Source organism: Bacillus sp. USDA818B3_A, from assembly GCF_009928415.1.
Classification (GTDB): Bacteria; Bacillota; Bacilli; order Bacillales; family Cytobacillaceae; genus Neobacillus.
Genome location: NZ_JAABNN010000001.1, coordinates 52,007 through 76,311, shown reverse-complemented (window position 1 = coordinate 76,311; position 24,305 = coordinate 52,007). Strand labels below are relative to the sequence as shown.

At 37.5% G+C, this 24,305-nt stretch carries 26 protein-coding genes, 1 other RNA gene, 1 pseudogene and 1 riboswitch; of the genes and pseudogenes, 18 read left to right on the top strand and 10 right to left on the bottom strand.

The genetic code is table 11. The features are described from left to right. The first annotated feature begins 169 nt into the window (after window positions 1-169). The 3 genes from GXK58_RS00380 (at window position 170) to GXK58_RS00370 (ending at window position 3,106) form a co-directional block, all read left to right on the top strand. Window positions 170-1,345 (top strand): glucose-1-phosphate adenylyltransferase, encoded by a 1,176-nt coding sequence (locus GXK58_RS00380; protein WP_160718777.1) that lies wholly within the window; start codon window positions 170-172, stop codon window positions 1,343-1,345. Between the two features lie 538 nt (window positions 1,346-1,883). Continuing rightward, on the top strand, window positions 1,884-2,597 hold the full coding sequence (locus GXK58_RS00375; RefSeq protein WP_160718775.1) for an SDR family oxidoreductase: 714 nt from the start codon (window positions 1,884-1,886) through the stop codon (window positions 2,595-2,597). Window positions 2,598-2,815: 218 nt separating this feature from the next. Next, window positions 2,816-3,106 (top strand): hypothetical protein, encoded by a 291-nt coding sequence (locus tag GXK58_RS00370; RefSeq protein ID WP_160718773.1) that lies wholly within the window; start codon window positions 2,816-2,818, stop codon window positions 3,104-3,106. 102 nt (window positions 3,107-3,208) lie between these two features. On the opposite strand, the gene rnpB is transcribed toward GXK58_RS00370, so the two are convergent. Continuing rightward, window positions 3,209-3,595: RNase P RNA component class B (rnpB, locus tag GXK58_RS00365), an RNA gene on the bottom strand. A 254-nt stretch (window positions 3,596-3,849) separates the two neighbouring features. On the opposite strand from rnpB, the gene GXK58_RS00360 reads away from it, so the two are divergent. Both GXK58_RS00360 and GXK58_RS00355 read left to right on the top strand, forming a co-directional pair. After that, a complete protein-coding gene (locus GXK58_RS00360) occupies window positions 3,850-4,086 on the top strand; it encodes a hypothetical protein (RefSeq protein WP_160718771.1) in 237 nt (78 codons plus the stop codon). Between the two features lie 164 nt (window positions 4,087-4,250). Next, window positions 4,251-4,334: riboswitch (cyclic di-GMP riboswitch) on the top strand. Window positions 4,335-4,361: 27 nt separating this feature from the next. Next, the gene (locus GXK58_RS00355; protein ID WP_160718769.1) at window positions 4,362-4,580 is read left to right on the top strand and encodes a hypothetical protein; all 219 of its coding nucleotides are present in this window, start codon (window positions 4,362-4,364) and stop codon (window positions 4,578-4,580) included. 91 nt (window positions 4,581-4,671) lie between these two features. Here GXK58_RS00355 and GXK58_RS00350 read toward each other — a convergent pair whose 3' ends face one another. From GXK58_RS00350 to GXK58_RS00340, 3 genes are all read right to left on the bottom strand, one after another. Continuing rightward, window positions 4,672-5,055 (bottom strand): GNAT family N-acetyltransferase, encoded by a 384-nt coding sequence (locus GXK58_RS00350; RefSeq protein ID WP_160718767.1) that lies wholly within the window; start codon window positions 5,053-5,055, stop codon window positions 4,672-4,674. A 251-nt stretch (window positions 5,056-5,306) separates the two neighbouring features. Continuing rightward, window positions 5,307-6,725, bottom strand: a complete 1,419-nt coding sequence (locus tag GXK58_RS00345; protein WP_160718765.1) for a purine-cytosine permease family protein — start codon at window positions 6,723-6,725, stop codon at window positions 5,307-5,309. Beyond that, on the bottom strand, window positions 6,725-6,886 hold the full coding sequence (locus GXK58_RS00340) for a hypothetical protein (protein ID WP_160718763.1): 162 nt from the start codon (window positions 6,884-6,886) through the stop codon (window positions 6,725-6,727). Before GXK58_RS00340 ends, GXK58_RS00345 begins: the two co-directional genes overlap by 1 nt. Before the next feature lie 235 nt (window positions 6,887-7,121). Between GXK58_RS00340 and GXK58_RS00335 the strand changes: the two genes are divergently transcribed. Together GXK58_RS00335 and GXK58_RS00330 are read left to right on the top strand one after the other, a co-directional pair. After that, window positions 7,122-7,991, top strand: a complete 870-nt coding sequence (locus GXK58_RS00335; RefSeq protein WP_160718761.1) for an ABC transporter permease subunit — start codon at window positions 7,122-7,124, stop codon at window positions 7,989-7,991. Then, window positions 7,988-8,998, top strand: a complete 1,011-nt coding sequence (locus tag GXK58_RS00330) for a hypothetical protein (protein WP_160718759.1) — start codon at window positions 7,988-7,990, stop codon at window positions 8,996-8,998. The genes GXK58_RS00335 and GXK58_RS00330 overlap by 4 nt, the downstream gene beginning before the upstream one ends. Before the next feature lie 121 nt (window positions 8,999-9,119). On the opposite strand, the gene GXK58_RS00325 is transcribed toward GXK58_RS00330, so the two are convergent. Further along, window positions 9,120-10,031: a LysR family transcriptional regulator gene (locus GXK58_RS00325; RefSeq protein ID WP_160718757.1), complete on the bottom strand. Its 912-nt coding sequence runs from the start codon at window positions 10,029-10,031 to the stop codon at window positions 9,120-9,122. Window positions 10,032-10,176: 145 nt separating this feature from the next. Here GXK58_RS00325 and gdhA point away from each other — a divergent pair, with 145 nt between their 5' ends. The 4 genes and pseudogenes from gdhA (at window position 10,177) to GXK58_RS00310 (ending at window position 14,471) form a co-directional block, all read left to right on the top strand. After that, a complete protein-coding gene (gdhA, locus tag GXK58_RS00320) occupies window positions 10,177-11,559 on the top strand; it encodes an NADP-specific glutamate dehydrogenase (RefSeq protein WP_160718755.1) in 1,383 nt (460 codons plus the stop codon). 504 nt (window positions 11,560-12,063) lie between these two features. Then, window positions 12,064-12,881 (top strand): annotated as a pseudogene (locus GXK58_RS27670) (phosphoenolpyruvate carboxykinase (ATP)). Continuing rightward, window positions 12,851-13,630, top strand: a complete 780-nt coding sequence (locus GXK58_RS27665) for a phosphoenolpyruvate carboxykinase (ATP) (RefSeq protein ID WP_442862441.1) — start codon at window positions 12,851-12,853, stop codon at window positions 13,628-13,630. Before GXK58_RS27670 ends, GXK58_RS27665 begins: the two are co-directional and overlap by 31 nt. A 265-nt stretch (window positions 13,631-13,895) precedes the next feature. Next, window positions 13,896-14,471, top strand: coding sequence for a hypothetical protein (locus tag GXK58_RS00310; protein ID WP_160718753.1), 576 nt, complete (start codon window positions 13,896-13,898; stop codon window positions 14,469-14,471). Window positions 14,472-14,613: 142 nt separating this feature from the next. Here the strand turns inward: GXK58_RS00310 and GXK58_RS00305 are convergent, their stop codons facing one another. The 3 genes from GXK58_RS00305 to GXK58_RS00295 form a co-directional block, all read right to left on the bottom strand. Further along, window positions 14,614-14,946, bottom strand: coding sequence for a hypothetical protein (locus tag GXK58_RS00305; protein WP_160718751.1), 333 nt, complete (start codon window positions 14,944-14,946; stop codon window positions 14,614-14,616). Between the two features lie 100 nt (window positions 14,947-15,046). Then, window positions 15,047-15,445 carry a nuclear transport factor 2 family protein gene (locus GXK58_RS00300; protein WP_160718749.1) on the bottom strand — a complete coding sequence of 133 codons (399 nt, stop codon included), beginning with the start codon at window positions 15,443-15,445 and terminating at the stop codon, window positions 15,047-15,049. A gap of 194 nt (window positions 15,446-15,639) precedes the next feature. Next, window positions 15,640-15,831: an aspartyl-phosphate phosphatase Spo0E family protein gene (locus GXK58_RS00295; RefSeq protein ID WP_160718747.1), complete on the bottom strand. Its 192-nt coding sequence runs from the start codon at window positions 15,829-15,831 to the stop codon at window positions 15,640-15,642. Between the two features lie 209 nt (window positions 15,832-16,040). Here GXK58_RS00295 and GXK58_RS00290 point away from each other — a divergent pair, with 209 nt between their 5' ends. From GXK58_RS00290 to GXK58_RS00265, 6 genes are all read left to right on the top strand, one after another. Continuing rightward, a complete protein-coding gene (locus GXK58_RS00290) occupies window positions 16,041-17,300 on the top strand; it encodes an ATP-binding protein (protein WP_160718745.1) in 1,260 nt (419 codons plus the stop codon). Between the two features lie 95 nt (window positions 17,301-17,395). Beyond that, window positions 17,396-17,980, top strand: a complete 585-nt coding sequence (locus GXK58_RS00285; protein ID WP_160718743.1) for a general stress protein — start codon at window positions 17,396-17,398, stop codon at window positions 17,978-17,980. A 354-nt stretch (window positions 17,981-18,334) separates the two neighbouring features. Continuing rightward, window positions 18,335-19,690: a TrkH family potassium uptake protein gene (locus GXK58_RS00280; RefSeq protein WP_160718741.1), complete on the top strand. Its 1,356-nt coding sequence runs from the start codon at window positions 18,335-18,337 to the stop codon at window positions 19,688-19,690. A gap of 188 nt (window positions 19,691-19,878) precedes the next feature. After that, window positions 19,879-20,838, top strand: coding sequence for an aldolase catalytic domain-containing protein (locus tag GXK58_RS00275; RefSeq protein ID WP_160718739.1), 960 nt, complete (start codon window positions 19,879-19,881; stop codon window positions 20,836-20,838). Between the two features lie 94 nt (window positions 20,839-20,932). Next, window positions 20,933-21,640: a DNA alkylation repair protein gene (locus tag GXK58_RS00270; RefSeq protein ID WP_160718737.1), complete on the top strand. Its 708-nt coding sequence runs from the start codon at window positions 20,933-20,935 to the stop codon at window positions 21,638-21,640. A 97-nt stretch (window positions 21,641-21,737) separates the two neighbouring features. Next, on the top strand, window positions 21,738-22,637 hold the full coding sequence (locus GXK58_RS00265) for a DMT family transporter (protein WP_160718735.1): 900 nt from the start codon (window positions 21,738-21,740) through the stop codon (window positions 22,635-22,637). Between the two features lie 149 nt (window positions 22,638-22,786). On the opposite strand, the gene GXK58_RS00260 is transcribed toward GXK58_RS00265, so the two are convergent. After that, the gene (locus tag GXK58_RS00260) at window positions 22,787-23,542 is read right to left on the bottom strand and encodes a TraR/DksA C4-type zinc finger protein (RefSeq protein ID WP_160718733.1); all 756 of its coding nucleotides are present in this window, start codon (window positions 23,540-23,542) and stop codon (window positions 22,787-22,789) included. A 204-nt stretch (window positions 23,543-23,746) separates the two neighbouring features. Here GXK58_RS00260 and GXK58_RS00255 point away from each other — a divergent pair, with 204 nt between their 5' ends. Further along, window positions 23,747-23,953, top strand: coding sequence for a hypothetical protein (locus GXK58_RS00255; protein ID WP_160718731.1), 207 nt, complete (start codon window positions 23,747-23,749; stop codon window positions 23,951-23,953). Between the two features lie 55 nt (window positions 23,954-24,008). Here the strand turns inward: GXK58_RS00255 and acpP are convergent, their stop codons facing one another. After that, entirely contained in the window at window positions 24,009-24,236 is a 228-nt protein-coding gene (acpP, locus tag GXK58_RS00250; protein WP_160718729.1) for an acyl carrier protein, read from the bottom strand. Window positions 24,237-24,305: the final 69 nt, after the last annotated feature.

The following is a 24,305-nucleotide window of genomic DNA, read 5'->3' as shown; positions in this document are numbered from 1 at the left end:
ATTCTGAATTTTTAGATTATTATTGAATTATAACCCGTTATTTATATCGACTTCCCTTCAAAAATAAACCTTCAAAAGTATAAAATTATCTATAATTCCTCAATTTGTCAGTTTAAAACATTTAATAAAATGGTAAATACACAATATACACGTAACAAGGAGGGACATTATGTCAAAAAAACAATGTATCGCTATGCTCCTAGCAGGCGGCCGAGGTACTAGACTAAAAGACTTAACCACTTACACGGCAAAGCCAGCCGTCCCATTCGGAGGAAAATATCGAATTATAGATTTCACATTGAGCAATTGCAGCAATTCAGGGATTGATACAGTAGGTGTGTTGACACAGTATCAACCACATACACTTCAAAATTATATTGGAGAAGGGAAGTACTGGGACTTAGATCGGAAAAATAGTGGTATCACCATACTTCCTCCTTATCAAAGTGATACAGGGGATTGCTGGTATGAGGGAACAGCTCATGCGATTTACCAGAACCTTAACTATATTGAAAGTTATAATCCAGAGGATGTACTGGTGCTATCGGGTGACCATATTTATAAAATGGATTATAGTAAAATGCTCAAACAGCATAAAGAAACAAACGCAGACGTTACCATTTCTGTCATCAATGTTCCGTGGAGAGACGCAAGCCGGTTTGGAATTATGAGCATTAATTCTGACTCGAAGAGAATAATAGATTTTGAAGAAAAACCAAAACAACCGAAATCTAACCTTGCTTCTATGGGAATTTATATTTTTAAATCGAAAATTTTAAAAAGATATTTAGAAAAAGAGGAGTCAAAAGCATTTTCATCAAAGGATTTTGGCAAGGATATTATTCCCTCTATGATTAAAGATAACCTTCAGGTCTATGCTTATCGTTTTAACGGCTACTGGAAGGATGTTGGCACAATCCAAAGTCTTTGGGAAGCAAATATGGATTTACTTTCTTATGACACCAATCCAATTTTACAAAATGAAGAGTGGGGGATTTATACGCGTGAAGCCTCCCATCAGCCATTTTATTTAGACGGAAAGGGTTCCATTAATCAATCATTAGTTTCGGAAGGCTGTAAAGTGTTTGGTAAAGTGGAAAATTCTGTTCTATATCATGGGGTAACTGTTAGCAAAGGAACAGTAATTAAGGATTCCGTCGTATTGCCTAATACGTTTATTGGTGAAAATGCAGTGATTAATCGATCGATTATTGGAAGTGATTCGTTCATTTATTCAAATGTTAACATCGGAGATAGTAATCCTTTTAGTGAAATTACTTTAATAGGAAATAACCAAATCGTCAAGAAAAGCAATATAAAGCAGATAAAAGGTAATGCTGGATAAGTTAACATAAAGTATATTATGTAAATTAAAAAACTCGCTCAAAAGAGGAGTTTTTTTTTATCTTAGGAAAAGCGAGATGATTTTGAGTAATTTGGGCAATCTAAAAAGGGAGGGTAAGCCAATGATTATCATCAACAGGTATAATATCAGCAATTAATATTGCCTCTTCTGAAAAAATACAATACATATCACAAATTGTATGGGCGAGTTCAGTACCCTGTACCAAAAATCCTTCGTATCCCTGATTATGAAGACTTTTACGGAAATCATTATTCGCTTCTTCTTTATTTAAAAGAGTAGCATGATCCCTCCAAGTAGGATTTCTTTTTTTTATCGAAAAATATTGAAAGAAGAGATAAATGTCATTTACATATATGCAAAAAAAGTAACCTACTTTCCTTCAGAGGTAAGTGGGTTACTTTTTTTTGATGTTAATAATTTTTATGAAAAACGAGGATATGTACTTTCTGTGGAGAATACCTAAAGTTGAAAGGGCTTACGTGATTACATTGTCGTGTTAAAGGGAGGATGGGTATTTATGAAAAAGACAATTTATATTACTGGGGCGGACAGAGGGTTAGGTTTGGCTCTGACAAAGGTTTTCCTTGACTCTGATTTTACAGTATTTGCTGGACAATACATGAATAATTGGCAGGAACTGGACAAATTTAAAAAGGAATATAGCGAAAATTTACATATTGTTTCATTAGATGTAACAAATCAGCAATCGGTCGATGCGGCTGCAGATTATATTAAGGAAACGGCTGGACAATTAGATATCTTGATTAATAATGCAGCCATTTATGTAGATCGATCTGAAGATATACTGGGCGAAATTAATTATGAGGATATTTTGAAACACTATAATACAAATACTTTGGGACCGTTACGCGTATCTAAATCTGTCATTCCATTATTAATGAAGGGCGAAAGCAAAATTCTCGCGAATATATCCTCTGAAGCAGGAAGTGTAGAAGATTCATGGAGAAAAAAGGAATACGCCTACTGCATGTCAAAGGCTGCTTTAAACATGCAATTAACGATCATGCAAAACCATTTAAAGGAATATGGAATCAAGGTTTTAGCCTTCCATCCAGGATTTGTGAGAACTTATATAATGGGAGATTTTAACCCGAATGCTACCATTGATGCGGTTGAATCCGCAACTGGAATTGCAAATGAAATCTTGAAATCCCCTTCAATCGAACAACACATGTTCATTGACTATCAAGGGAAAAAAATGAATTGGTAAAAACAAAATAAACTTAAATAATGAAGATATAACAGTGACGAACATTCTTGAATAAGTGTTTTATAAAAAAATAACCCCACAAAAAGCAATTCTTTTTGTGGGGATATTTATGAATTCTCTAAATTTTTTTATAAATCCTATTTAGTTAAAAATTAATTATTAATTTATTTTTCATTGGAGAAAATAAATTTGAACATTGAAAGGAAAGGGTGATTCAAATGTCATTTACATACAATCTCTACAGCACAAAAGACTTTGGATTTACAAAATCTTATCACATTAAGTGTGATATCCCGCCTCATAAATTTCGATCCATTATGATGGAGTTTCGTCAGAATGGAGAAGAAAATATGGAGGGATTTGTTAATTATATGAGGGAAACCTTTCCTGATTCGTTTCAACTTTTTGAGTATGACGATGTATTACAATATGATGCTGACCAGGAAAACTCTGCAATCCTTGCAAATCTTTTAACAAACGGGCTAGACGACTTCCATGATCGTTTATAAATACTGTTTTAGGAAGGATATGTAATAAGGAGAGGGCATTAAAGAGATTAACTCTCCCTCACTATTATTGTGCCTCGATCAACGATAATCAGCTCATGAAATGGCTGTAAGCCAGGTTCTGTACTTCCGTACTACAAACGGCAGCAAGCCTCGTACTAGAAGTTGTAGTCATATAACTATCGGTCAATGACCGATTCATCCGTTAGGTTCATTTCCCGCAGGATGATGCCCCTACCTAAATTTGGGTTGCTCGCTCGTGGGGTTTACCCGTTCCACCTTTTCCGTTTCCAGAAAAGTTTCGTCACTGTGGCACTTTCAGGTTATTCTCAGCATATCCCAAAGGACGTAGCATGATTTCACCGCCGTCAGTCGATAGGTCATCGACTGCCCACCCTTACAGATGGCACGAACACTACAGGCATCTCAGCACTGTGCGAGCCTGGACTTTCCTCAGCTCCTTAAATTAAGGAACCGCGACTACTCACCATTTCATCAAATCATTTGATCAGATGCGACAATAAATAATTTATCATCATGAGAAGGATCATTCTATAGTAGATTAATTCCAATGTTACCAGTTGTTGAAGTAAGAATTAGTAATCATTGTCGAAATTTGACGAAAAATTATTAGAATTGTATCCGTTTTCCACTGTTATCATAGTGTTATATTAAATAATTCAAATATTTCATTTGTTGCGACTACTTAAAAAGAATCATTTTAAAGAATACCAGGAGGTTTAATAATGGACCAGATACATATGTATAAAAAGGAGATGAAAGGAAGTGAAGGAAAACCTGAAAAGGTTCAATTAATCGTTGAAATCCCAGAAAGTGTAATGGAGCAATTTCAAGATGCGGTGGAAAAAAACGGAAAGACAATGAAAGATGTACTAAAGTTATATATGCAGAAATACATATGGAAACAAAGCGAATTACAAAGAAATCGCCAAAAACGTCGCCAAACCTTAGGAAATAATTAATTTCTAACTCGCTAACTAGAAAAATTAAGATAAAATTTAATGATTTTTCGATTGCTGGTTTGGTGAAAATATCTTATTATAACATTGATTACATTTTAAATTTGAAATGGAATTTGTCACGATGTTGATTGGAGTGGAAATCAACATCGAAGTTTAACGCAGCAAATAGAAAAAGGCAAACCACTCGAAAGATTGGGACGCAAAGCTACAGGTCTAAGGTTCATAACTATGACGGCTGAGCTGCCTAAAATAGACATATTTTAGGGGGCTATATGATGAATGCAGTTGTTATTAAAAAGGCACTAGTTTATGATTTTGAAAAGTTAAGTGATGAAAATGTTATAGAGGCTTATATTGCTGCAATACTGGATATGTATAACAGAAATATAAAATCGTTAGAGGAAGAATTGTTGAAAAGAAAGTTATTTTTGGTTGCTTTAGAGCAATATGATATCAAAAAAACTTTGGGGATATTGGATTCCATTCTGCTCTAAAAATATATATTGTACACAAACCCTTCCTTGCGTTATTTTTGGAAGGGTTTGTTGTATTTAGATAGGAAGTTATTTACATTCTGCGTTTCGTTTAAAGAGCATAGGCTGTGCTTTGTGATATTTTAGGGGAGATATCACACTTAACCAGAAACGATTTTGTATGCTCATCAGGAATCAAATGTGGGTCCGGATATAGATCTCTTAAGGCACTTATCATTTTTTTGCCAAGTCCTTGACCACGGTGCGACGGATTTACAGAAATATGTATGATTTGCATAAGGTCTTTCTCTACAAATAAGACACCAATTAGTCCAATAATTCCTTCTTCTTCTTTCCACAAAAAAAGTTGGCGGTTTTGTTCGGTTTCATATTCAGTCATGGTTGTCATCAGTTTTTGTAGATTCTTTTCATTTGGCATAAAAGATAATAACCCAGTCGCAATTTTATTGTACATTTTTTTGTACCGTGTTAACATATGAATCCCTCATTCTAAAAAGAAATAGATCGTTCCAGCAAACCGTTTATCTAATAAGGCAATACGACGGTAAATTCTGTTTTTTTATTATATAACAGAATTAATTATATCCAATGTACCATATTTACAGTCTCCTTTGTATTACAATTCTTTTAAAAATATATAAAAGAAGACAAATTTTTTGCAAAATTTATAGAAAACAGTCAGGGAGTGCAAAGTGAAATACACTCCCATATAGAGTTTTGTCTATATCAGCGTTTCGGTCTTTTGTTTTTTCTATACCCTCCCCAACCTGCAGGAATAATGACCAAACTGGTTATTATCCCATATACGGCCGCTGCAATGATCATGCTTGGCAGGGTGGCAGTCAAGTATTGATAGGGAGGGTGGGATTGATAAGTTAAAGGGTTTAATAGATAAAAGTAAGTGACGATACCGCCCATTAAGGCGATTAGACCAGCGGGATTCCATCCTTTCCAAAAGGAATAAGCGGAAGTGGCGGTTGAATCATACAAGTCATTCATGCTCAGCTGCTTTCTTCGAAAAACAAAGTAATCAACGATTTGTATGCCTACCATTGGAGCAAATAACACCCCAAGGAAAGCTAAGAAATTGCCAAATTTTGCGAAAAATAAATCCGGTATTAATACCGCTACTAAGGCAATTGGAATCAATGCTGTCAAGGTGGTCAAATTCCAGGATTTCTTCTTCAGAAACTCCACATTTCTTAATCCCAGACAGGAGATATACACTCCGACGACGGCAGAACCGAAGTTCGCAACTGCAATAAAGCCAAGGGCGATGCTGCCATAGAGAATTCCTCCTAGTTCAACCATCCAGGCAGTAGGGTCAGGATCACCGATTATCAGTATTGAAAAAATTCCAATATAGCTCATGACAGCGGCAGGCAGCCCTAAACCCAGCATCGAAGGCAGTGTGGTCTGACTTGCTTTTGGAGACATTCGAACGAGTCCACCCAAGTATGGCCACCACGCCATTAAACTGACCAAACCGATCTCAACTCCTGTTGTGTAATCCCAAAGCGGATGGCCAGACGAGGCAGCCGGTTTGGCAGCTGCAATGGTTTCAAAACCAAAGTTTTTTATGATGATAAAAAAGAGCCAGATTCCTACTAAAAGGATAAGGATGGTTAAAAAGGCAGATAAATGTTTAACGGCTTCCGAACCTTTGCGCAAAAGAAGGAAGATAGCGATAACGGCCGCAATCGTAAGTAAAGAAACAGTGATGGAGCTGAATGACTCGGGGATGACACCAGTTACAAGCAACAAGCGGGCTGTGGATTTTGCGAAGAAGATGAGAATAATGGAATTCCAGCCTATGACCGATAAGTATTGAAGGATCAAGGCTAGAATCCACCCACGGTTTCCGAAAAACGGTTTGGTTGAGGTAACGCTTTCAATTCCATATTTAGCGGCAGCTGGTATAACAGCAAGTGAAATAAAAAACATCCCAATCATCGAGCCAGCTGTAAGTGCGGCCATCCCCATTTTGGCATTTAAATAGGTACCCACAAAGCCGCCCATTAAAAAACACCAAGTGGCAATCGTGGTGCTGATGGAAACCATTAATAAATCCCGTTGTCGCCAAATTCGTTCATGTGGTAGTAGCGGATATGAGTCTTCTGTCTCATGTTGTTCTTGTCTAGACATTAGGACCATCCCCAAATGAGCAAAATAACAGGAAAGATGATTCCTAACGTTACATACCAAGCATAGTCACGGGCTGATAAGTCCCCGCCTTGATTCTCTTCATTCGTCATGACCTTAATTCTTTCCTCCAGCGGGATTCTATCGATTATTTTTTTTGTCATTTAGAAACTCCTCTCATTGACCTGCAACAACAATTTATTACTATTTATATGTGGATTGGGGCAGGGCGGATTGGTTTTTCACACAGTCAAAGAATTTAATCATCCTAAATCAAATTTCTTTATTCTTGAAAAAACTTAATTTTTTATTAAAAATATGAATATAAAACAACATTTGACTCGTCTAATTTATTTAGGTGAACGAAACACTGATAGATATTAAGAAAGAGGTGAAAAGTTGAAAAAGGTATTGGAGTTACCTGTAAGGTTTTTCTTAATGATTTCGGGGATTATATTTGTTTTTGCCGTCCCATCGCTGATTGGTTTAGGGGAGTCACTAACCTTTAACGTGATAACGTTTTGGACATATGTAAAAATGAGTTTTCTAAAATTAACGGAGCTGACAGATGGGCAATTCATTATTTTCTTACAGCAGCTAAATTGGATGGACAGTTATCGCTATACCATGTTCATCCTATTTATTTCCCTATTGCTAGTCATATGCATTAGCCTGGCAGGAGTAATTTTGGTCCAAACGGTTCCTAAAAAGATAGCAAAAAGTCTAAAAAGGATTATTGATTTTTTTGAAGGTGTTCCAGATTTACTGGTCATCTTTTCGTTTCATTTTTTTGTTATTACACTCTATCAATCTACAGGACTCAAATTTTTACAATTATACGGGAATTTTGGACATAAGCCCTATGTAATCCCCATCGTAACCATTTCTTTTCTCCCGGCATTTTTCTTACTACAATTCTTTATGAAAGTGCTAGAAGAGGAAGAGGCAAAAGATTATGTGCAGTATAGTTTGGCCAAAGGACTCAGCCGGTTTCGAATTCTCATGGTTCATAAGATTCGCAACCTAGTACCCCTATTAATCATCCAGCTGAGGACAAGTCTTTGGATTATACTCTCAAATATTTTTCTATTAGAGTACATGTTTAACATTCCCGGCTTTACGAAAACCTTTCAAACGGCAATGGGGAATGGAGAATTTTTGGCACTATTGATTTGTTTATTCTTGTTTACACTTCCACTGTTGATAATGGAAGCAGTGAGCCATCTGGTGATCAAGTTTTATAAAGGGAAGGAGAGTAGTAGTCTATGAGAAATTATAAAAAAACAATGTTTGGCGCGGTCATCCTTCTCCTTCTATTTCTACTGAGTTATTTGTATCCTTTGTACGGACCAGTAGATTTTAATAAAAAAATCTTAGTCACCGATGAGGCGGGCAATTATATTGGAAGGGCACCGTTTCGGCCTTCTCTAGAGCATATATTGGGAACGGACCGCAATGGGCAGGAGATGCATCTGCTGCTGTTGTATGGAGCCAAATTCACCCTGATTACAGCCATTACAGTTGCAATTCTAAGAGTACTATTGGGTGGAATCATGGGTGTATTCTTATCTGTTTATTTTCCCTATTTGACCAAGTATTTTAAAGACTTTTTTATCATATTTAGATATATACCTGCAGCATTTTTAGGCATTGTGCTAATGATGCCAGTCATGGGAAGTTTCGAGAGTCCAAGTTCCGCTGTCATAACTTATCAATTATTAATCCTAGTCTTTCTAGGTTTTCCGTCAGTTACCATTTTGGCAGCAGAGCTCACAGATGAATGGCTGAAACAATCGTTTATTCAGAGCTCTTTCTTAATGGGGGCTAGTAAAATACATATTATACGGACACATTTAATGCCGTTTTTTCGGTCCTACGGAGTGTTGTTTATTTTTCAGCAGTTAATAAGCAGCTTACAGGTAACCATGCATCTTGGGATTTTTGGCTTCTTCCTAGGCGGGGAAACAATTGGCGGAGTTTTCGGCTATGATGAACCACCGAAAGCGGCTTCTTTATCGAATGAATGGGCCGGCTTAATCGGGCAGAATTATAATGATTTCAGCAGAGCACCTTGGACGGTCTTTGCCCCTATTTTAGGATTTTTAGTGATCATTTGGATTGTCAACATGATGAAACACGAAATAGAAGCAAATATCAATGGGACCATGCAATTAAAAAAACAAAGAGAAAACAAAGAGATGCCTAAGCGAGCTATGGACCAAGCAGAGAAGCAAGGATTTGAATTTGTTAGAAGAGTTTTATCACAACAAAAGTAAAGGGGAACAAAGTTGCTTGCTTTACCGAAGCAAAAACAAAGAGGAGTGCCAAAGGAAAATGGCACTCCTGATTTTGTAGGGGTTCGCTTGCAAACAAGACCCAGCTGCTTACTGCCATTCTTTATTTACTAAACTCATTGAGTCGTTCGTAAGTTTCAAGCAGGAACTCATAAAACAAGGCTTCAGTCGGGAGCAGTTTACGCTGGGTCGGGTAAATCACACCAACTGTTCGTGTCAGAGTGGTATCTGAGATGGGAATGATGACGGTGGAACGGGGGGTATTATCTACCAAAGTCATTTCTGGCATCAATGCGACCCCCAAACCTGCAGACACTAATCCCTTTAATGCATCAATATCCTTTCCTTCAAAGGCGATTTTTGGAGAAAAGCCTGCATCATGACAGGCGCGAACCACTTGATCACGAAACACAAACCCTTCTGGAAGAACACAAAAGGGGGCTTCCCTTAGGTCTCTTAACCTAATCGATTTTCGATCAGATAAGGGGTGATGAATAGGGATGAGCGCCACAATGTCTTCGGTGAAAAGAGTCATCCCTTTTATTTTTTTCTCTTTTTCCTGATTCGGCATCGGAGCAATCATGGCTAAATTAAATTCACCATTGATTACACCATCAATTAAATCATAATAAAGGGCATTGCTCATTTGAAATTTTGCTTCTGGGTATCGTGTCCGAAAAGCATAAATGATGGACGGCAAGGTATGAGCCGCCATGCTTATCGGAAAGGCAATCCGAACAATGCCTTTTTCAGGATTTAGATATTCTTCCACTTCCCGTTTCGCATCCTCCATCATGTTCCACACTTGTTTCATCCGTTCATAAAAAATCCGGCCTAGAGGAGTTAACCTTACATTTCTACCTTCACGTATAAAGAGTTCGACACCTAACTCATCCTCTAAATTAAAAATTTGTCTGCTAACAGATGATTGGGCAACATGCAAAGCATCAGCTGCGTCTGTTACATGCTCTCGTTTTGCCACTTCTAGGAAATATTGAATTTGCCTTGTCTCCATTTTGATCACTTCCTATTGATGCGTTTTATGCATTGATTTCATCGAAAATTAATATTGAAACTATTAATTATAAAATTATAAAATGAAAACATCTTTTAGAAAAGAGAATTTTCTTAATTTTATAATACAGTAGGGGTTGAATGGGATGAAAATGCTGGACAAAGTGGAAGAGAATCAAAAGGAAATCGTGAAGGATTACGTAAATCGTTTATTGGTAAGTGTTGAAAGGCGTAATCCAAATGAATGGGAGTTCCAGCAGGCTGTGAAGGAAGTACTTGATTCTTTAGTACCTGTTTTAGTGAAAAATCCAAAATATATGAAACTAGCAGTTTTAGAACGGCTGATTGAACCAGACCGATTATTTACGTTTAGGGTTCCATGGGTGGACGATCAAGGAAATGTGAAAGTTAACCGTGGATTCCGCGTTCAATTTAATAATGCGATTGGGCCTTACAAGGGCGGACTAAGATTTCACCCTTCAGTTAATGCAAGCATTATTAAATTTCTCGGGTTTGAGCAGATCTTCAAAAACTCATTAACAGGGCAGCCCATCGGCGGCGGAAAAGGCGGTTCGGATTTCGATCCAAAAGGGAAATCTGATTTTGAAATTATGCGCTTCTGTCAAAGCTTTATGAGTGAGCTTTCCAAACACATCGGACCCGATGTCGATGTCCCTGCTGGTGATATCGGGGTAGGTGCTAGAGAAATCGGCTATATGTTCGGACAATATAAAAAGTTAAAAGGGGCATATGAAGCTGGCGTCCTAACTGGCAAAGGGCCAGGGTTTGGAGGAAGCTTAGGACGCAAAGAAGCAACTGGATATGGAACCGTCTACTTTGTAGAGGAAATGCTGAAAAGTACGGGATTAAGCTTTAACGGAAGCACGGTGGTTGTATCCGGTTCAGGAAATGTTTCCATCTATGCGATGGAAAAAGCCATGCAGTTTGGTGCAAAAGTAGTCGCATGCAGCGATTCAAACGGATATGTGTATGACCCAAATGGAATAAACCTTGATACGGTAAAACGGTTAAAAGAAGTAGAGAATAAAAGAATTTTTGAATATGTATCGGAACATCCACAGGCGACTTATCATGAAGGGTGTGCAGGCATCTGGTCCATCCCTTGTGATATTGCGTTACCATGTGCAACTCAAAACGAGTTGAGTAAGGAAGCAGCAGAAATATTAGTTTCGAATGGGGTTAAGGCAGTGGGCGAAGGTGCCAACATGCCTTCTACACAAGAAGCAGTCGATACTTTTATGGAAAATCAAGTGTTATTCGGACCTGCCAAAGCAGCAAATGCAGGTGGAGTGGCAGTTTCTGCTTTAGAAATGGCGCAAAATAGTGCCCGGGTTGCTTGGACATTTGAAGAAGTTGATTTGAAATTACAAACGATCATGAAAGATATCTACCAAAAGAGTATGGAAGCCTCAGTGGAATATGATGCACCAGGGAATCTTGTTGTCGGTGCGAATATCGCCGGATATGTAAAAGTGGCAGAGGCTATGGTTGCACAGGGAGTAATCTAATAGCAGATTTCCGTTTTACATCTTTTAAGTAATTAAAGCCTACAGTAATGTAGGCTTTTTACTAATGCAGGAGATAGTTGTAGATAGAATCAAAATTTTGTTAGATGATTCATTTTATTGATCAATAAATGAATTTCAACAAGTTAGTGACAAATTTGCACATTCACACAAATTACATATTTCTAATCCATTCATTCAACATAACTAGGAAAGTTGTATTAAATTTCTAATATTAAATGACCAAGCAAAAGAAGAAAATTGTCATAATAAAAGAAATGCAGTCGGAGACATTTCATTTTTTATCCCTCATTCCTCAGTTAAAATAATAAAAAGTAGTCATTTCATAACCATTTTCTAAGAATGTAACTTAGACCAATGAACACTTTATGAACTTTTGTGAAATGTTTCACAAATAGAATGTTAGCTGAATATATATTTATTAAGTATAAAGCATTCTCATATCTTCCTTTGTTAAAACCATTTTTTAAATAAGGTGGGTTTAAAATGGCGATAAAAAATGTAACATCACTTCAAAGTATTTTGGCTGATACTCAGGTTTATAGAAATTTGTCGGTTCCAGAACTGGTGGAAGCAGCGATTAAACGGGGAGAAGGGGTCCTAACCAATACAGGTGCTTTACGAGTAACGACAGGAAAGTATACAGGCCGGTCCCCCAAAGATAAATACATTGTCTGCGAGCCATCCATTGCTGAAAAAATTGCATGGGGAGATGTAAACCAGCCGTTTGATCAAGATAGATTTAACGATCTTTATCAAGATGTACTTGATTATTTAATCGGCAAAGAATTATTTTTATTCAACGGTTATGCAGGTGCAGAGGATTTATATTCTCTGCCAATTACGGTGATCAATGAATATGCCTGGCATAATTATTTGCTCATCAACTGTTTATCCGCCCAACCCAAGCAATGACTAATGATTGGCTAGATTCATTCACAATCATCTGTGTTCCAGGATTTCATGCGATACCGGCCATCCATGGGACAAAATCGGAAACTTTTATTATTATAAATTATGAAAAACGGCTTGTGTTAATTGGCGGTACCGAATATGCAGGTGAAATGAAAAAGTCCATATTTAGTGTCATGAACACATTGCTGCCTCAAAGAGATGTTCTCACCATGCATTGTTCTGCAAATACTGATCATAAAGACAATGCAGCCCTTTTCTTCGGCCTGTCTGGGACAGGAAAAACTACCCTTTCTGCTGACCCGGAACGTTATTTAATTGGAGATGATGAACACGGCTGGAGTGATACAGGGAATTTAACATGGAAGGTGGCTGTTATGCAAAGTGCATAGACCTTTCGGAAGAAAAGGAACCGCAAATTTATCAAGCTGTCCGTTTTGGTGCTGTTCTCGAAAATGTAATCATTAATGAGAGTACAAGAGAAGCAGATTACTCTAATCATACCTTAACGGAAAATACACGAGTGGCTTATCCGATTGAACATATTCAAAAGGCGGTTATCCCCGGAGTGGCCGGACATCCCAACGTCATCATTTTCTTAACCGCTGATGCCTTTGGAGTACTTCCTCCCATTGCTAAATTAACAAAAAAGCAGGCGATGTATCACTTCCTTTCAGGTTATACGAGTAAGCTTGCCGGTACAGAAAGAGGCATAACGAAACCTGAGGCTACATTCTCCACTTGTTTCGGTGCACCATTTTTGCCGCTCAGGGCTAGTGTCTACGCCAAACTGCTGGGTGAAAAAATTGATAAATATCAAACGAATGTTTATTTAGTAAACACCGGTTGGAGCGACGGCCCCTATGGAGTGGGCAAGCGGATGGACTTACGGTATACACGCGCGATGGTAACAAATGCCATTACAGGACAATTAGATAAATTTGACTATGAACCAGATCCGGTTTTTGGTCTGCTCATTCCAAAGTTTTGCCCTGGTGTACCCAATGATGTTTTAGTACCACGAAACACCTGGATGAATAAAACAGCTTATGATCAACAAGCATTTGAATTAGCCAACCGTTTTAAACTCAATTTTGAAAAACTTGAAAACAATGATCCTACGATAAAAGACTTATTTTAAATCATTTAGGAAAACGGCTCAAAATTCGTATTTGTGAATTTTGAGTTTTTTTCTGTTCCAAAAATCTCTGAATAACTCATACAAAAGACCTTGTCTACGACAAAAATCACCCTCGAAAATAGGTCTATTTAGTTAAAAATAGTGAAAATTGTGATTTTTAAGAGGATAAGCAGGATATTTGAGGATAAAGAATGAATATTATTATATAAATCAATGAAAGCCATTTATTCATGAATCTATCAAGGTATGAAAGAAGGTATACGAAATGATGGAAAATTTCTTTGCTGACTATAAAAACTTTGTTGTTGTACCGGAAGATGAAACGAAAGTGGTTAATGAAGTATTTGATCCCAAAAATTTTGCAGCCTATTATATACTAACTCTTACCCTATTTGATTCTCGCTTATCGACGTGGAAAGAAGCCAGTAAATTTGAAATCGATGTGGAAAAAAGCATCAAAACTGTCCTTACGAAGTTCAATCAAATGCAGCGTGAAAAGTATCATCTTCAATTACTTGAATTGGATAGGTACAAAAATTATTTTATCTTAGCTCTTTCTTCCAAAACAAAGTTTCAGCCAGAGGAAGAAAAAGACCGTATGAATTACATCGTTGAGAAGATCCTTACGAATCCTTTTTATGTGGGGCAGGGCTGGTTCAATTTCATTGGCGAAAAAGGTAGAGTAGCACGAAAACTTTTTTCCTATTCTTTTAAGGAATATGTAATGGAGCACCCAGAACAACTAGAGGGAAAGTATGAAAACATTAGTGAGTTCATCCCTAAAAATGCAGAGATCAAATTAATCAAAAGCGTCAAAACAAAGATTATCTCTAAATTGTAGAATACTTGGAGTCCATCCAAGTTTTTTTGTTTATATCAATGTGAAAGGCGAGGGAGGGTCTCAACCTCTGAAGCGGAAAGAAAGTTGGAGCTACGACAGATGAGGAGGGGGCTCAACCCCTGAAGCAGAAAGAAAGTTGGAGCTACGACAGATGAGAAGGGGTTTCATCCCCTGAAGCAGAAAGAAAGTTGGAGCTACGACAGATGAGGAGGGGTTTCATCCCCTGAAGCAGAAAGAAAGTTGGAGCTACAACAGATGAGGCAAAGCCGACTATTTTCCTATTAACTTCTGAAACCCATATAAATGAATTTTCTAGTCGGTTCTGCATCATATCGTCGTTATATGCGGCTTTTAAGAAACGTTCTTGTATCCCTAGAGGAATAATTCCTTGATATGTGCTTTTCCAACTTTCCTTAGCAACTTGCTGGACCTGGTATATATCCTCCAGCTTCATCTCGCGGATAATAAATTCCATTCAAATCAACCTTTCTTCCTAAAATTATTTCCAATCAAGACGGAAAGGGTCAACTTTCTATAGGAAAGTGACCCTTTTTTTATGCAGTTCTGAAGTCAATTTAGAACATCCCGTTCTCATTAGGTGTATCCCCTGGAATGGGCTGACCGATGTCCCATAATTCAACAATTTGGTTATCAAGGAAACGAAAAATATGTACAACAGCTACTCCACGATCCTCTGGATTCTGCTTGACATGAGATTGAACAGCAACAGTATCTCCTTCTTGAATGGCTTGTTTTACTTCAAAGATTTTATTTGGGTTTTTAACTGCATTCTCTTCCATCGCAATCATAAGTGATTCTGAATCCCCGCGAAAGTAGGGGTTGTGATGACGAAAGTCAGGACCTATGAAACTCTGATAAGCCTCGCGGACGTTCCCTTCAGCTACAAGCTGTAGAAAAGATACCGCTTTTTCCTTGTGAGTGAGGTTTGATGAAGATGTCTGGTATGTATTCATGTCAATCATCCTTTCATATCAGGAAATATCTTTATAAATAATTAATAGAAGACTAAGGTATTCCTAATCCTATGTCAATTATTATACATAAAAAATGAAGAGACCTTTACACTGGGCGTAAGGGTCTTTTCATTTTTTATGTATAATAAATCCTGGCTGGCGAAGCACGACCTGAAAATTAACCTTAAGAGCTTCTAATAGATTGATAGGTTGTTTTCAGATACCTTCTTATATTCATTAAGAAAGTAATCCAATTTCTCGCTGGCTTGAATAGTTAGTTGATGGGTTAATCCCATCTTCTGACCAATATCGATTAAGTCTTCCCTCAAGTATTCAATATATGATCGAAGCTCAAATGGACGTAAATGATTCGGTTTTTCACCCATATAGATACCTCATTTGGAAAAGTAAGTAAATCATAAAATATATATTACCAATTACTTGAAAGGCTTTCTATACGATTATTTCTATAGATATTAATCGGTTTAATAGATACGCCAATTTACAACTTATTTAAACGGTAATCGACAAAATATGGTACCGATAAAGTATAATAGTACTTAATATATAAATGAAGATGGAAAGGTAATGGAAGATGAGTATCATAAAGGATTTTTTGCTGCAAGTTTCGCTTATGATCATACCCATATTTATTTACTTTACGTTTATCACAGAAAGGATAAAGAATGGAAGAAGTAGAAAATTAATCATGTCTATTCTGTGGGGGTTATCAATCTTAATTTGCATGTCCTTTCCAGTGAATTTTGGTCAAAATGCCCGCTTGGAGTTAAGAATTATTCCTTTGTTATTCGGGACCCTATACGGCGGATTAGGGACAGGTATCTTCCTTTCGGCCATTATCATTCTTTATCGACTTTATTTGGGTTTCAATATAGGATTCTATAATACTTTTTTTGTCTTATTATTTTCATTACCTGTTATATTGTTTTTTCAGAAATCCTTTGCTATCTCGAAAAAAGAAAAAAGAGTTAAAATTGCCGTTGGCCTTGCCTTTTATTATTGCCTAATTGGTCTTGCTTTTTTTGGCGTGTTAAGAGGTTTTTCCTTCGAGAATCTTATAGTACCTATGATACATCTCATCTTTGGAGTGGCAGCTACTTGGTTCTTCACGATGCTAAATGAAACGATTAGGGAGATTCAACAGTTACGATCCGAGATGGAAAACTCGGAGAAATTAAAAGTGATAAGTGAGTTAACCAGTGTTTTCGCTCATGAAATTAGAAATCCCATGCAAGTGACCCGGGGCTTTTTGCAACTCCTTAACGAGCCGGATTTGCCTAAGAAGAAGAAGAAGGAGTATATTCAGTTATCGATTGAAGAATTAGATCGGGCAAATGAAATTATTAATGATTTTTTATCTTTCGGAAAACCCTCCACAACTAACGACGAAAGAATCAACGTTAGTTATCAGTTGTACCAAGTTGTAAATATCATCCAAGGTTATTCCCTTAACCATAGTATTGAGATTAGAACTGACTTTCGTGATAACTGTTGGATTTATGTAAATCCCCAAAAATTGAATCAGTCTTTGATTAATATCTTGAAAAATGCGATAGAGTCTATGCCCCATGGTGGAACGATTTGGGTCGCCTGTACAGCAACGGATGATGGATATATAAAAATGACCATTAAAGACCAAGGAATAGGGATGACAAAAAAACAACTAGATAGGCTTGGATCTCCTTTTTATTCCTTAAAAGAAAGCGGGACGGGACTAGGTATGATGGTAACTTATCAAATTATCCGTTCGTTCAAAGGTAAAATACTGGTGAAAAGTGAAAAGGATAAGGGGACAGAGTTTACGATACTTTTACCCAGAATCTCAAATACATAAATAACTGTGAAGCATCTTATACAGTAAAAGGAATGTTTCATTCCTCCTAATGGCGGGTATCAAATTAAAGACTACCAATCAAAGGAGGAATTTCAATGAATGAACATGAAAAACACTTGGTGGGAGTTTACGACACTGAAAATGAAGTTATTCAGGCGGTCGAAGATTTAAAACGACAGGGATATGCAGCTGAAGATATTTCTGTTATCGGGAAAAATAAAGACGAAGTACATGAAATTAATGATGCGACTGGAACGACGGAAAAAGGTGCTTTGACTGGAGCAGCAACGGGCGGTGCCGTTGGCGGGTTATTAGGTCTTTTAGCAGGCGTAGGTGCTCTCGCTATACCAGGTATAGGACCTCTTGTAGCTGCTGGACCGATAGCTGCTACCTTGACAGGGGCGGCAGCGGGCGCAGGCGTAGGCGGCTTAGCAGGAGCTTTAATTGGATTGGGCATTCCTGAAGAAGAGGCTGACCGTTATGAAGGCTATGTCAACGAAGGTAAGTTCCTAGTTGTTGTGGAACGACGAGAAAACCTTATAAGAGATGGACGAACAACTGATACAAGTGTAAATCATAACGATACAACCGGAACCATCAATACAAATGATCCATACAATACCCCGGTGGCTAACTTAAATCAAACGAATACTAACTTAAACGGCAACCGAGAGTATTAATGATTGAAAGCAAAAAGGGAATCTGCTAAACTCAGCAGATTCCCTTTTCATGTCGAGGGAGGACTTTCCGTTCTTTATTTTACGAATAAGTATCCCATTCATAAATAAAGAAACCTTTAGACAAACTCCTCGTATATATTATAAAGGAGATGATTAGCAATGCTTGAAATCTTGAGTGCTTTAGGTAACTTTTTCAGTTCAATTGCATTTGCAATGATGGGGAAAAAGGGAAAAAACGGGGCTGAATAATATTCAGTCCTGTTTTTTTGAATTTAAAAAAGCAAAAAGTGGGTAATGTAAGGAAGAGTGTATTATATTAGATATATTGTCAAAATTAGATTGAAATGGTGAAATATGAACATTTTAAAAGAGAAAAAAAAGAGCAAACTAAAACCCGCCCAAGCCATCGTTGTCTATTACTTGATAGCGGTCCTGGTTTCGACCATCTTATTAATGCTGCCAATTACACAACAGCCCCATGCTAAATTAACATTAATAGATGCCTTATTTACTGCTGTGAGTGCTGTAAGTGTAACGGGATTATCTACTGTTGCAATTAATGAGGTTCTTAGTGTTCCAGGTACATTCATCTTTGCGATTATCCTGCAATTTGGCGGCATTGGTATTATGTTTCTGGGAACAATGATTTGGTTCTTGATTGGGAGACGCATCGGAATGAGAGATCGCATGCTCATTATGACCGACCAAAACCTTCCGACTTTTGCTGGAATCGTTAAACTTGTTAGAAATATCCTTATCCTATTTATGATTACCGAATTAATCGGAGCAATTATTTTGGGAACCTACTTTTTAAAATACTTTCCAACTTGGCAAGAGGCTTACTTACAGGGTTTCTTTGCAGCTGTTAGTGCAGCAACGAATGCTGGATTTGATATTACAGGGGAATCGTTAATCCCTTTTGCTAACGATTATTTTGTGCTATTTATCACGATGGTGCTGTTAATAATAGGAGCCATTGGTTTTCCTGTCCTGATGGAAGTGGTTCAATTCTTTAAACATCGAGAGAAAATGCCCTTTAGGTTTTCTCTTTTTACAAAAATCACGACGCTAACCTTTTTTGCACTAATCGTGATAGGGACAATTCTTATCTGGTTATGTGAGTTTAATCGATTCTATTCCGACAAAACGTGGCATTCCGCTTTTGTTCATTCGCTATTTTATTCTGTATCCGCCCGGAATGGTGGATTGAATACAATGGATATAAAGGAATTTTCTACTCCCACTCATCTTATTTTAAGCATTCTAATGTTTATAGGTACATCTCCAAGCAGTGCAGGCGGGGGGATCAGAACGACTACTTTTGCCATTATGTTATTAAGTATCTACCACTTTGCTAATGGAAATATGACCATAAGGATTTTTAAAAGAGAGCTTGTCATGGAAGACGTTATTAAGTCCTATATCGTGATTGCAACAGCTATGCTGCTTTGTGGTGTAAGTTCAGTATTACTTACGATTTTGCAGCCGAATTTTTCATTAATGGAAATCATGTTTGAAGTCTCATCTGCATTTGGTACGGTCGGTCTTTCAATGGGGATTACTGAAGAATTAAGTACCATGGGTAAGATAATCATTATGATATTAATGTTTATCGGTAGAATTGGAATCTTTACCTTTTTATTATTATTAGGCGGGAAACCGGATAAAAAGAATTATCATTACCCAAAAGAGCGCATTATTATAGGATAACCATGATCTTGAACAAGGTAAAACGCTATATCTAAGTGATGTACCTTTTTGTTTAATTCTTCTAATTGCGTTTTGAACTTTCGCCATTTTTTGAAAAATAAGTTTGACACTTTGAATCAAAACATGATATAAACCATTCATATAACAAATAATATGACGAATGAGCATATGACAAGGGGAGTGGCAAAATGGTACATAACAATAAAATAGTAGACTGTACGATTCGTGATGGAGGATTAGTCAACAATTGGGATTTCAGTGTCGAATTTGTACAGGACTTATATAATGGATTAAGTGCAGCCGGTGTGGAATATATGGAAATAGGTTACAAAAATTCTGCTAAACTCCTTAATGCGACAGAACCTAATCCATGGAGATTTCTTGATGATCAATTCCTAAAAGAAATTATTCCTGAGAAAAAATTCACCAAACTATCAGCTCTAGTTGATATCGGCCGAGTGGATCCAAATGACATCCTGCCCCGCGAGCAAAGTGTATTGGATATGATTCGGGTGGCCTGCTATATCCGCGAAGTGGACAAGGGCTTAGAACTTGTACAAATGTTCCACGAATTGGGATATGAGACTTCACTCAACATTATGGCTTTGTCGAGCGTTCCTGAACATCAGCTGATTGAAGCAATGGAAATGGTAAAGGAAAGTCCTGTTGATGTTGTCTATATCGTTGACTCCTTTGGAAGCTTAGATCCTGCGGGTATTGCCCATCAAGTGAAGAAATTCCAGTCCCTGCTTCCTAACAAGCAGCTTGGAATTCATACACATAATAATATGCAGTTAGCATTTGCCAATACATTGACTGCTTTTCAAAATGGCGTAACTTACCTTGATTCATCGGTTTATGGAATGGGCCGTGCAGCGGGTAACTGTAACACAGAACTTCTCATTAGCTATATCCAAAAAACTAGCTATGAACTAAGGCCGGTCCTTGGTATAATTGAGAAGCATATGGTAGAAATGAGAGAAAAGTGGGAGTGGGGCTATATCATTCCTTACATGATCTCTGGTGTACTTAACGAACATCCTCGTGTGGCCATGGCCTACCGAAGCAGCGCTGAACGTGATAATTATGTTGATTTTTATGATAAGGTCACAACACCTGAAGCCACTTTAGCGACAACATCGAAGTAATGGTATGTCTTTATTAGCCGCCTCCTGGCGGTTTTTTACATAGAAATGAAACCCGCAGCAATATCTGATTGTTGATGGAAGGAAGTGTAAAACGATGGATTTCGAAACAGTGATGCAGGAACTTGAAGCGATCGGCAAGGAACGAACTAAAAAGATTTACTTAAGCAATGGTGCTCAAGAACCGCTTTTTGGAGTGGCTACAGGCGCAATGAAGCCGATGGCAAAGAAAATCAAAAAAAATCAGCCATTAGCCGAGCAGCTTTACGCGACAGGGAACTATGATGCCATGTATTTTGCAGGAATCATTGCGGACCCAAAGGTCATGACGGAGGCGGATTTCGAACGCTGGATCGATGCGGCGTATTTTTATATGCTGTCTGATTATGTAGTTGCCGTAACATTATCTGAAACCGATATTGCCCAAGCTGTTGCCGATCAATGGATTGCAAGCGGGGAAGAACTAAGAATGTCGGCAGGCTGGAGCTGTTACTGCTGGCTTTTAGGTAACCGCAAAGACAGCGAATTTAGTGAAAGCAAGATTGCCAGGATGCTGAAGCAGGTAGAAACTACTATTCATGAATCTCCAGATCGAACAAAATCCGCGATGAATAATTTTCTCTATACGGTCGGGGTTTCCTATTTGCCGCTCCATGATCTGGCTGTGGATACGGCAAAGGCAGTAGGACCTGTGGAAATCAGACGGGAAAAGAAAAAAAGCAGTATTTTGCTTGCTTCAGAAAATATCCAAAAGGATATAGATAAAGGAAGGATTGGTTTCAAACGCAAATATGTCAGGTGTTAGCGTTACACCGTTCATATTTGTAACAAAAGATCCAACTCTTTAAAGGAGAGAGTTGGATTTTTTGTGTGAGTGAGGACAAAAGGGGAGAAAGAAATCTATGAAAATGACAAAATCAATGGCAAACATCCTGCTATTGATTACATCCGTATTTTGGGGATCAGGATTTGTGGTAACCAAAATAGCTTTAGATGCAAATGTGTCTGCGGGTTTGATAAATTTTGCTAGAGGTTTGCTATTTGTTGTGTGTGTGCTGCTGTTTTTTTATAAAAAAATTGTTAAAATGTCCTTCAAAGACTTTAAGGTTGGCCTTATTGCCGGATTGCTTAACTTTGGCGGATTTATTACACAAACGATTGGTGTCATCTATACGACTCCATCGAATAATGCCTTTATTTCTGCAACCTATGTGGTGATCGTTCCTTTTATCGCTTGGACTATTTACGGGAAAAAGTTTCAGGCCAAGAGCTTGGTTTCTATAGGAATATGTTTAATCGGAATGGTCATTATGACGGGAATAATGAGCGAAGAGATTTCCATCAATGTTGGAGACATCTGCACCCTTATCTGTGCATTTTTTTATGCCGGTTCGATTGTTTATCTTGGATATAGTGCGAGTACAGCTGACTTTAGTGTGGTAGCGTTTATGCTGGCTGCTGTACAATCAGTAGGTGGATTCATTTTTTATTTAATAGCTGAAAAAGGTCAGTTTTCTGATATTCATTGGTCTGATGCGCTTGTTCCATTGTTATACATGGGAATCATATGTTCATTTGTCGGACAAACGTTACAGGTTATCGCACAAAAGCATACCTCTGCCACATCAGCAGGGCTGATTATGATGCTTGAATCCGTTTTTGGAAGTATTTTTTCAATCACTTTTGGGTTTGAACCATTTACCCTTAAGTTAGTTGTTGGCGGAACGATTATACTGCTTTCAATTCTTATGATGGAAGTTGAAATTAAACCAATGTTGGTAAAAAACAAGGGAACAGTTTAGTAACGCGGCACCTTAACGTTTTATGCTGCTCCCACATTTGGCAGTGAACAATAATGGCGAGGTTGTTCTTCTTTTAGAAGAGAACAACCTCGCCGTATTTTATAGTAGAGGTTATCTGGCACCTGGTGAAAACACTGCAATATAAAAAACTATTTAGTCTCTGTTTTCTTATCATCCAGATAACTATCACTGTATTTATATGGAATATCTCCAATTTTGGAATCTATCCCTTTTTTATCGAGAAGCTCTTTGTATTCATCCATCTTTCTGGAAGGCAAAACAGTTTTTTTCTTGCCATTGATGTCTGTGGCAGTATAAGTTTCGTAATCCTCTGCATAGGATTCTTCGTTTATTCCATGGTCATACATTTCATTATAACTAGTGTAATCCCCAACTAGGTCGGAGGGAGTTTCGGAGGTGCCAAACTGGGCTACTTCCTGAAAACTATCTTGTGTATCGATCACACCATTTTTCGGTTCACGACTAAAGGAATTAACCTTTGGCGGCTCTATGATGTCTTCCTCCACCGGGCGATGATTTCCGCCAGATACTTCTGGGGAGTGATCGACACAATATAGGGTTGAAGGCAGGACTTCCAGCCTTTCGAAAGGAATTTTATCCTCACAAACCTGACATTTTCCATAGATCCCTTTTTCCATTGCCTCCAGTGCGGTATTTATATTATTGAGTTCTTTATAATGATGTTCCTCTAAGGCTAAATCTCGAGCACGATCAAATAATTCTGTCCCCATGTCAGCAGGATGATTGTCATAAGCCGATAATTCACCGACCGTTTCCTGTAGGTTCGTATCCTGATCACGGTTCATATCTATTTGACTCTGTATTGTCTGTTTTTCCTCCTCGAGTCTCTTTTTTAAGCTAGTAAGCTGGTTTGCAGTAAGCATTGTTATTCACATCCTCATATATAATGGCAATTAATCTCTTAAAGTAATACCCTATATATTTTTTTATAAAACACACTTAATAGATCTCGAAATATGTAAAATGACATGATTCATCTACTGTTTTTTGGGTATATAAATGATAAATAATAGGCTAATAAAAGTAAAAGTGACAAGGAAAAGTCCATATGAAAGAGGGTAGTTTAAATGGAATTTTTAGATGTTGGGACTTGGGTTCAATATTTCTTGTTGGTCATTAGCGGTTGTTTAGCTTTGTTGCTTCTATTGTTGTTTTATACCAATAGATATACTCGAGAGAAGATTAATCAAATGAAAGAAAATGAAGAAGGGCTTGATTCTTATTCTGATTTCATTAAACCGAACTTGGACAACAAAAGAGATTATAATTATTAATAGGAAAAGGGTACCCTTCCTTAATGGATGGATACCCTTTTTCTATTGGGGAGCTTTAACGTTTTTCAATAAAATTAACAACATCTCCGACAGTTTGAAGCGTTGCTGCAACTTTGTCACTAATTTCGATTGCGAATTCATCTTCAATTTCCATCGTTAAGTTCACCATATCCAGCGAATCAGCTTCGAAATCATCTTTAAACGATGCTTCTGGTCTAATAGTCTCCATATTGACACCCAGTTGGTCTGCAATAATTGGTTTTAACTTTTCAAAAGTAGTCATAGGGCATCCTCCTATCTTTTTCATAACCACTATTATAACAATCTCCTACGAAATCTTAAACTATTTCCA

Bases quoted from the DNA above. Each gene is read 5' to 3' on its own strand.
- GXK58_RS00300 (WP_160718749.1), bottom strand. From the start codon at position 15,445: ATGAATACATACCAGACATCTTCATCAAACCTCACTCACAAGGAAAAA.
- GXK58_RS00370 (WP_160718773.1), top strand. From the start codon at position 2,816: ATGTCATTTACATACAATCTCTACAGCACAAAAGACTTTGGATTTACA.
- GXK58_RS00280 (WP_160718741.1), top strand. From the start codon at position 18,335: ATGAACATTTTAAAAGAGAAAAAAAAGAGCAAACTAAAACCCGCCCAA.
- acpP (WP_160718729.1), bottom strand. From the start codon at position 24,236: ATGACTACTTTTGAAAAGTTAAAACCAATTATTGCAGACCAACTGGGT.
- GXK58_RS00260 (WP_160718733.1), bottom strand. From the start codon at position 23,542: ATGCTTACTGCAAACCAGCTTACTAGCTTAAAAAAGAGACTCGAGGAG.
- GXK58_RS00295 (WP_160718747.1), bottom strand. From the start codon at position 15,831: ATGGGTGAAAAACCGAATCATTTACGTCCATTTGAGCTTCGATCATAT.
- GXK58_RS00340 (WP_160718763.1), bottom strand. From the start codon at position 6,886: ATGACAAAAAAAATAATCGATAGAATCCCGCTGGAGGAAAGAATTAAG.
- GXK58_RS00255 (WP_160718731.1), top strand. From the start codon at position 23,747: ATGGAATTTTTAGATGTTGGGACTTGGGTTCAATATTTCTTGTTGGTC.
- GXK58_RS00330 (WP_160718759.1), top strand. From the start codon at position 7,988: ATGAGAAATTATAAAAAAACAATGTTTGGCGCGGTCATCCTTCTCCTT.
- GXK58_RS27665 (WP_442862441.1), top strand. From the start codon at position 12,851: ATGGAAGGTGGCTGTTATGCAAAGTGCATAGACCTTTCGGAAGAAAAG.
- GXK58_RS00375 (WP_160718775.1), top strand. From the start codon at position 1,884: ATGAAAAAGACAATTTATATTACTGGGGCGGACAGAGGGTTAGGTTTG.
- GXK58_RS00310 (WP_160718753.1), top strand. From the start codon at position 13,896: ATGATGGAAAATTTCTTTGCTGACTATAAAAACTTTGTTGTTGTACCG.
- GXK58_RS00305 (WP_160718751.1), bottom strand. From the start codon at position 14,946: ATGGAATTTATTATCCGCGAGATGAAGCTGGAGGATATATACCAGGTC.
- GXK58_RS00380 (WP_160718777.1), top strand. From the start codon at position 170: ATGTCAAAAAAACAATGTATCGCTATGCTCCTAGCAGGCGGCCGAGGT.
- GXK58_RS00355 (WP_160718769.1), top strand. From the start codon at position 4,362: ATGAATGCAGTTGTTATTAAAAAGGCACTAGTTTATGATTTTGAAAAG.
- GXK58_RS00325 (WP_160718757.1), bottom strand. From the start codon at position 10,031: ATGGAGACAAGGCAAATTCAATATTTCCTAGAAGTGGCAAAACGAGAG.
- GXK58_RS00265 (WP_160718735.1), top strand. From the start codon at position 21,738: ATGAAAATGACAAAATCAATGGCAAACATCCTGCTATTGATTACATCC.
- GXK58_RS00270 (WP_160718737.1), top strand. From the start codon at position 20,933: ATGGATTTCGAAACAGTGATGCAGGAACTTGAAGCGATCGGCAAGGAA.
- GXK58_RS00350 (WP_160718767.1), bottom strand. From the start codon at position 5,055: ATGTTAACACGGTACAAAAAAATGTACAATAAAATTGCGACTGGGTTA.
- GXK58_RS00345 (WP_160718765.1), bottom strand. From the start codon at position 6,725: ATGTCTAGACAAGAACAACATGAGACAGAAGACTCATATCCGCTACTA.
- GXK58_RS00290 (WP_160718745.1), top strand. From the start codon at position 16,041: ATGAGTATCATAAAGGATTTTTTGCTGCAAGTTTCGCTTATGATCATA.
- GXK58_RS00285 (WP_160718743.1), top strand. From the start codon at position 17,396: ATGAATGAACATGAAAAACACTTGGTGGGAGTTTACGACACTGAAAAT.
- GXK58_RS00360 (WP_160718771.1), top strand. From the start codon at position 3,850: ATGGACCAGATACATATGTATAAAAAGGAGATGAAAGGAAGTGAAGGA.
- GXK58_RS00275 (WP_160718739.1), top strand. From the start codon at position 19,879: ATGGTACATAACAATAAAATAGTAGACTGTACGATTCGTGATGGAGGA.
- gdhA (WP_160718755.1), top strand. From the start codon at position 10,177: ATGAAAATGCTGGACAAAGTGGAAGAGAATCAAAAGGAAATCGTGAAG.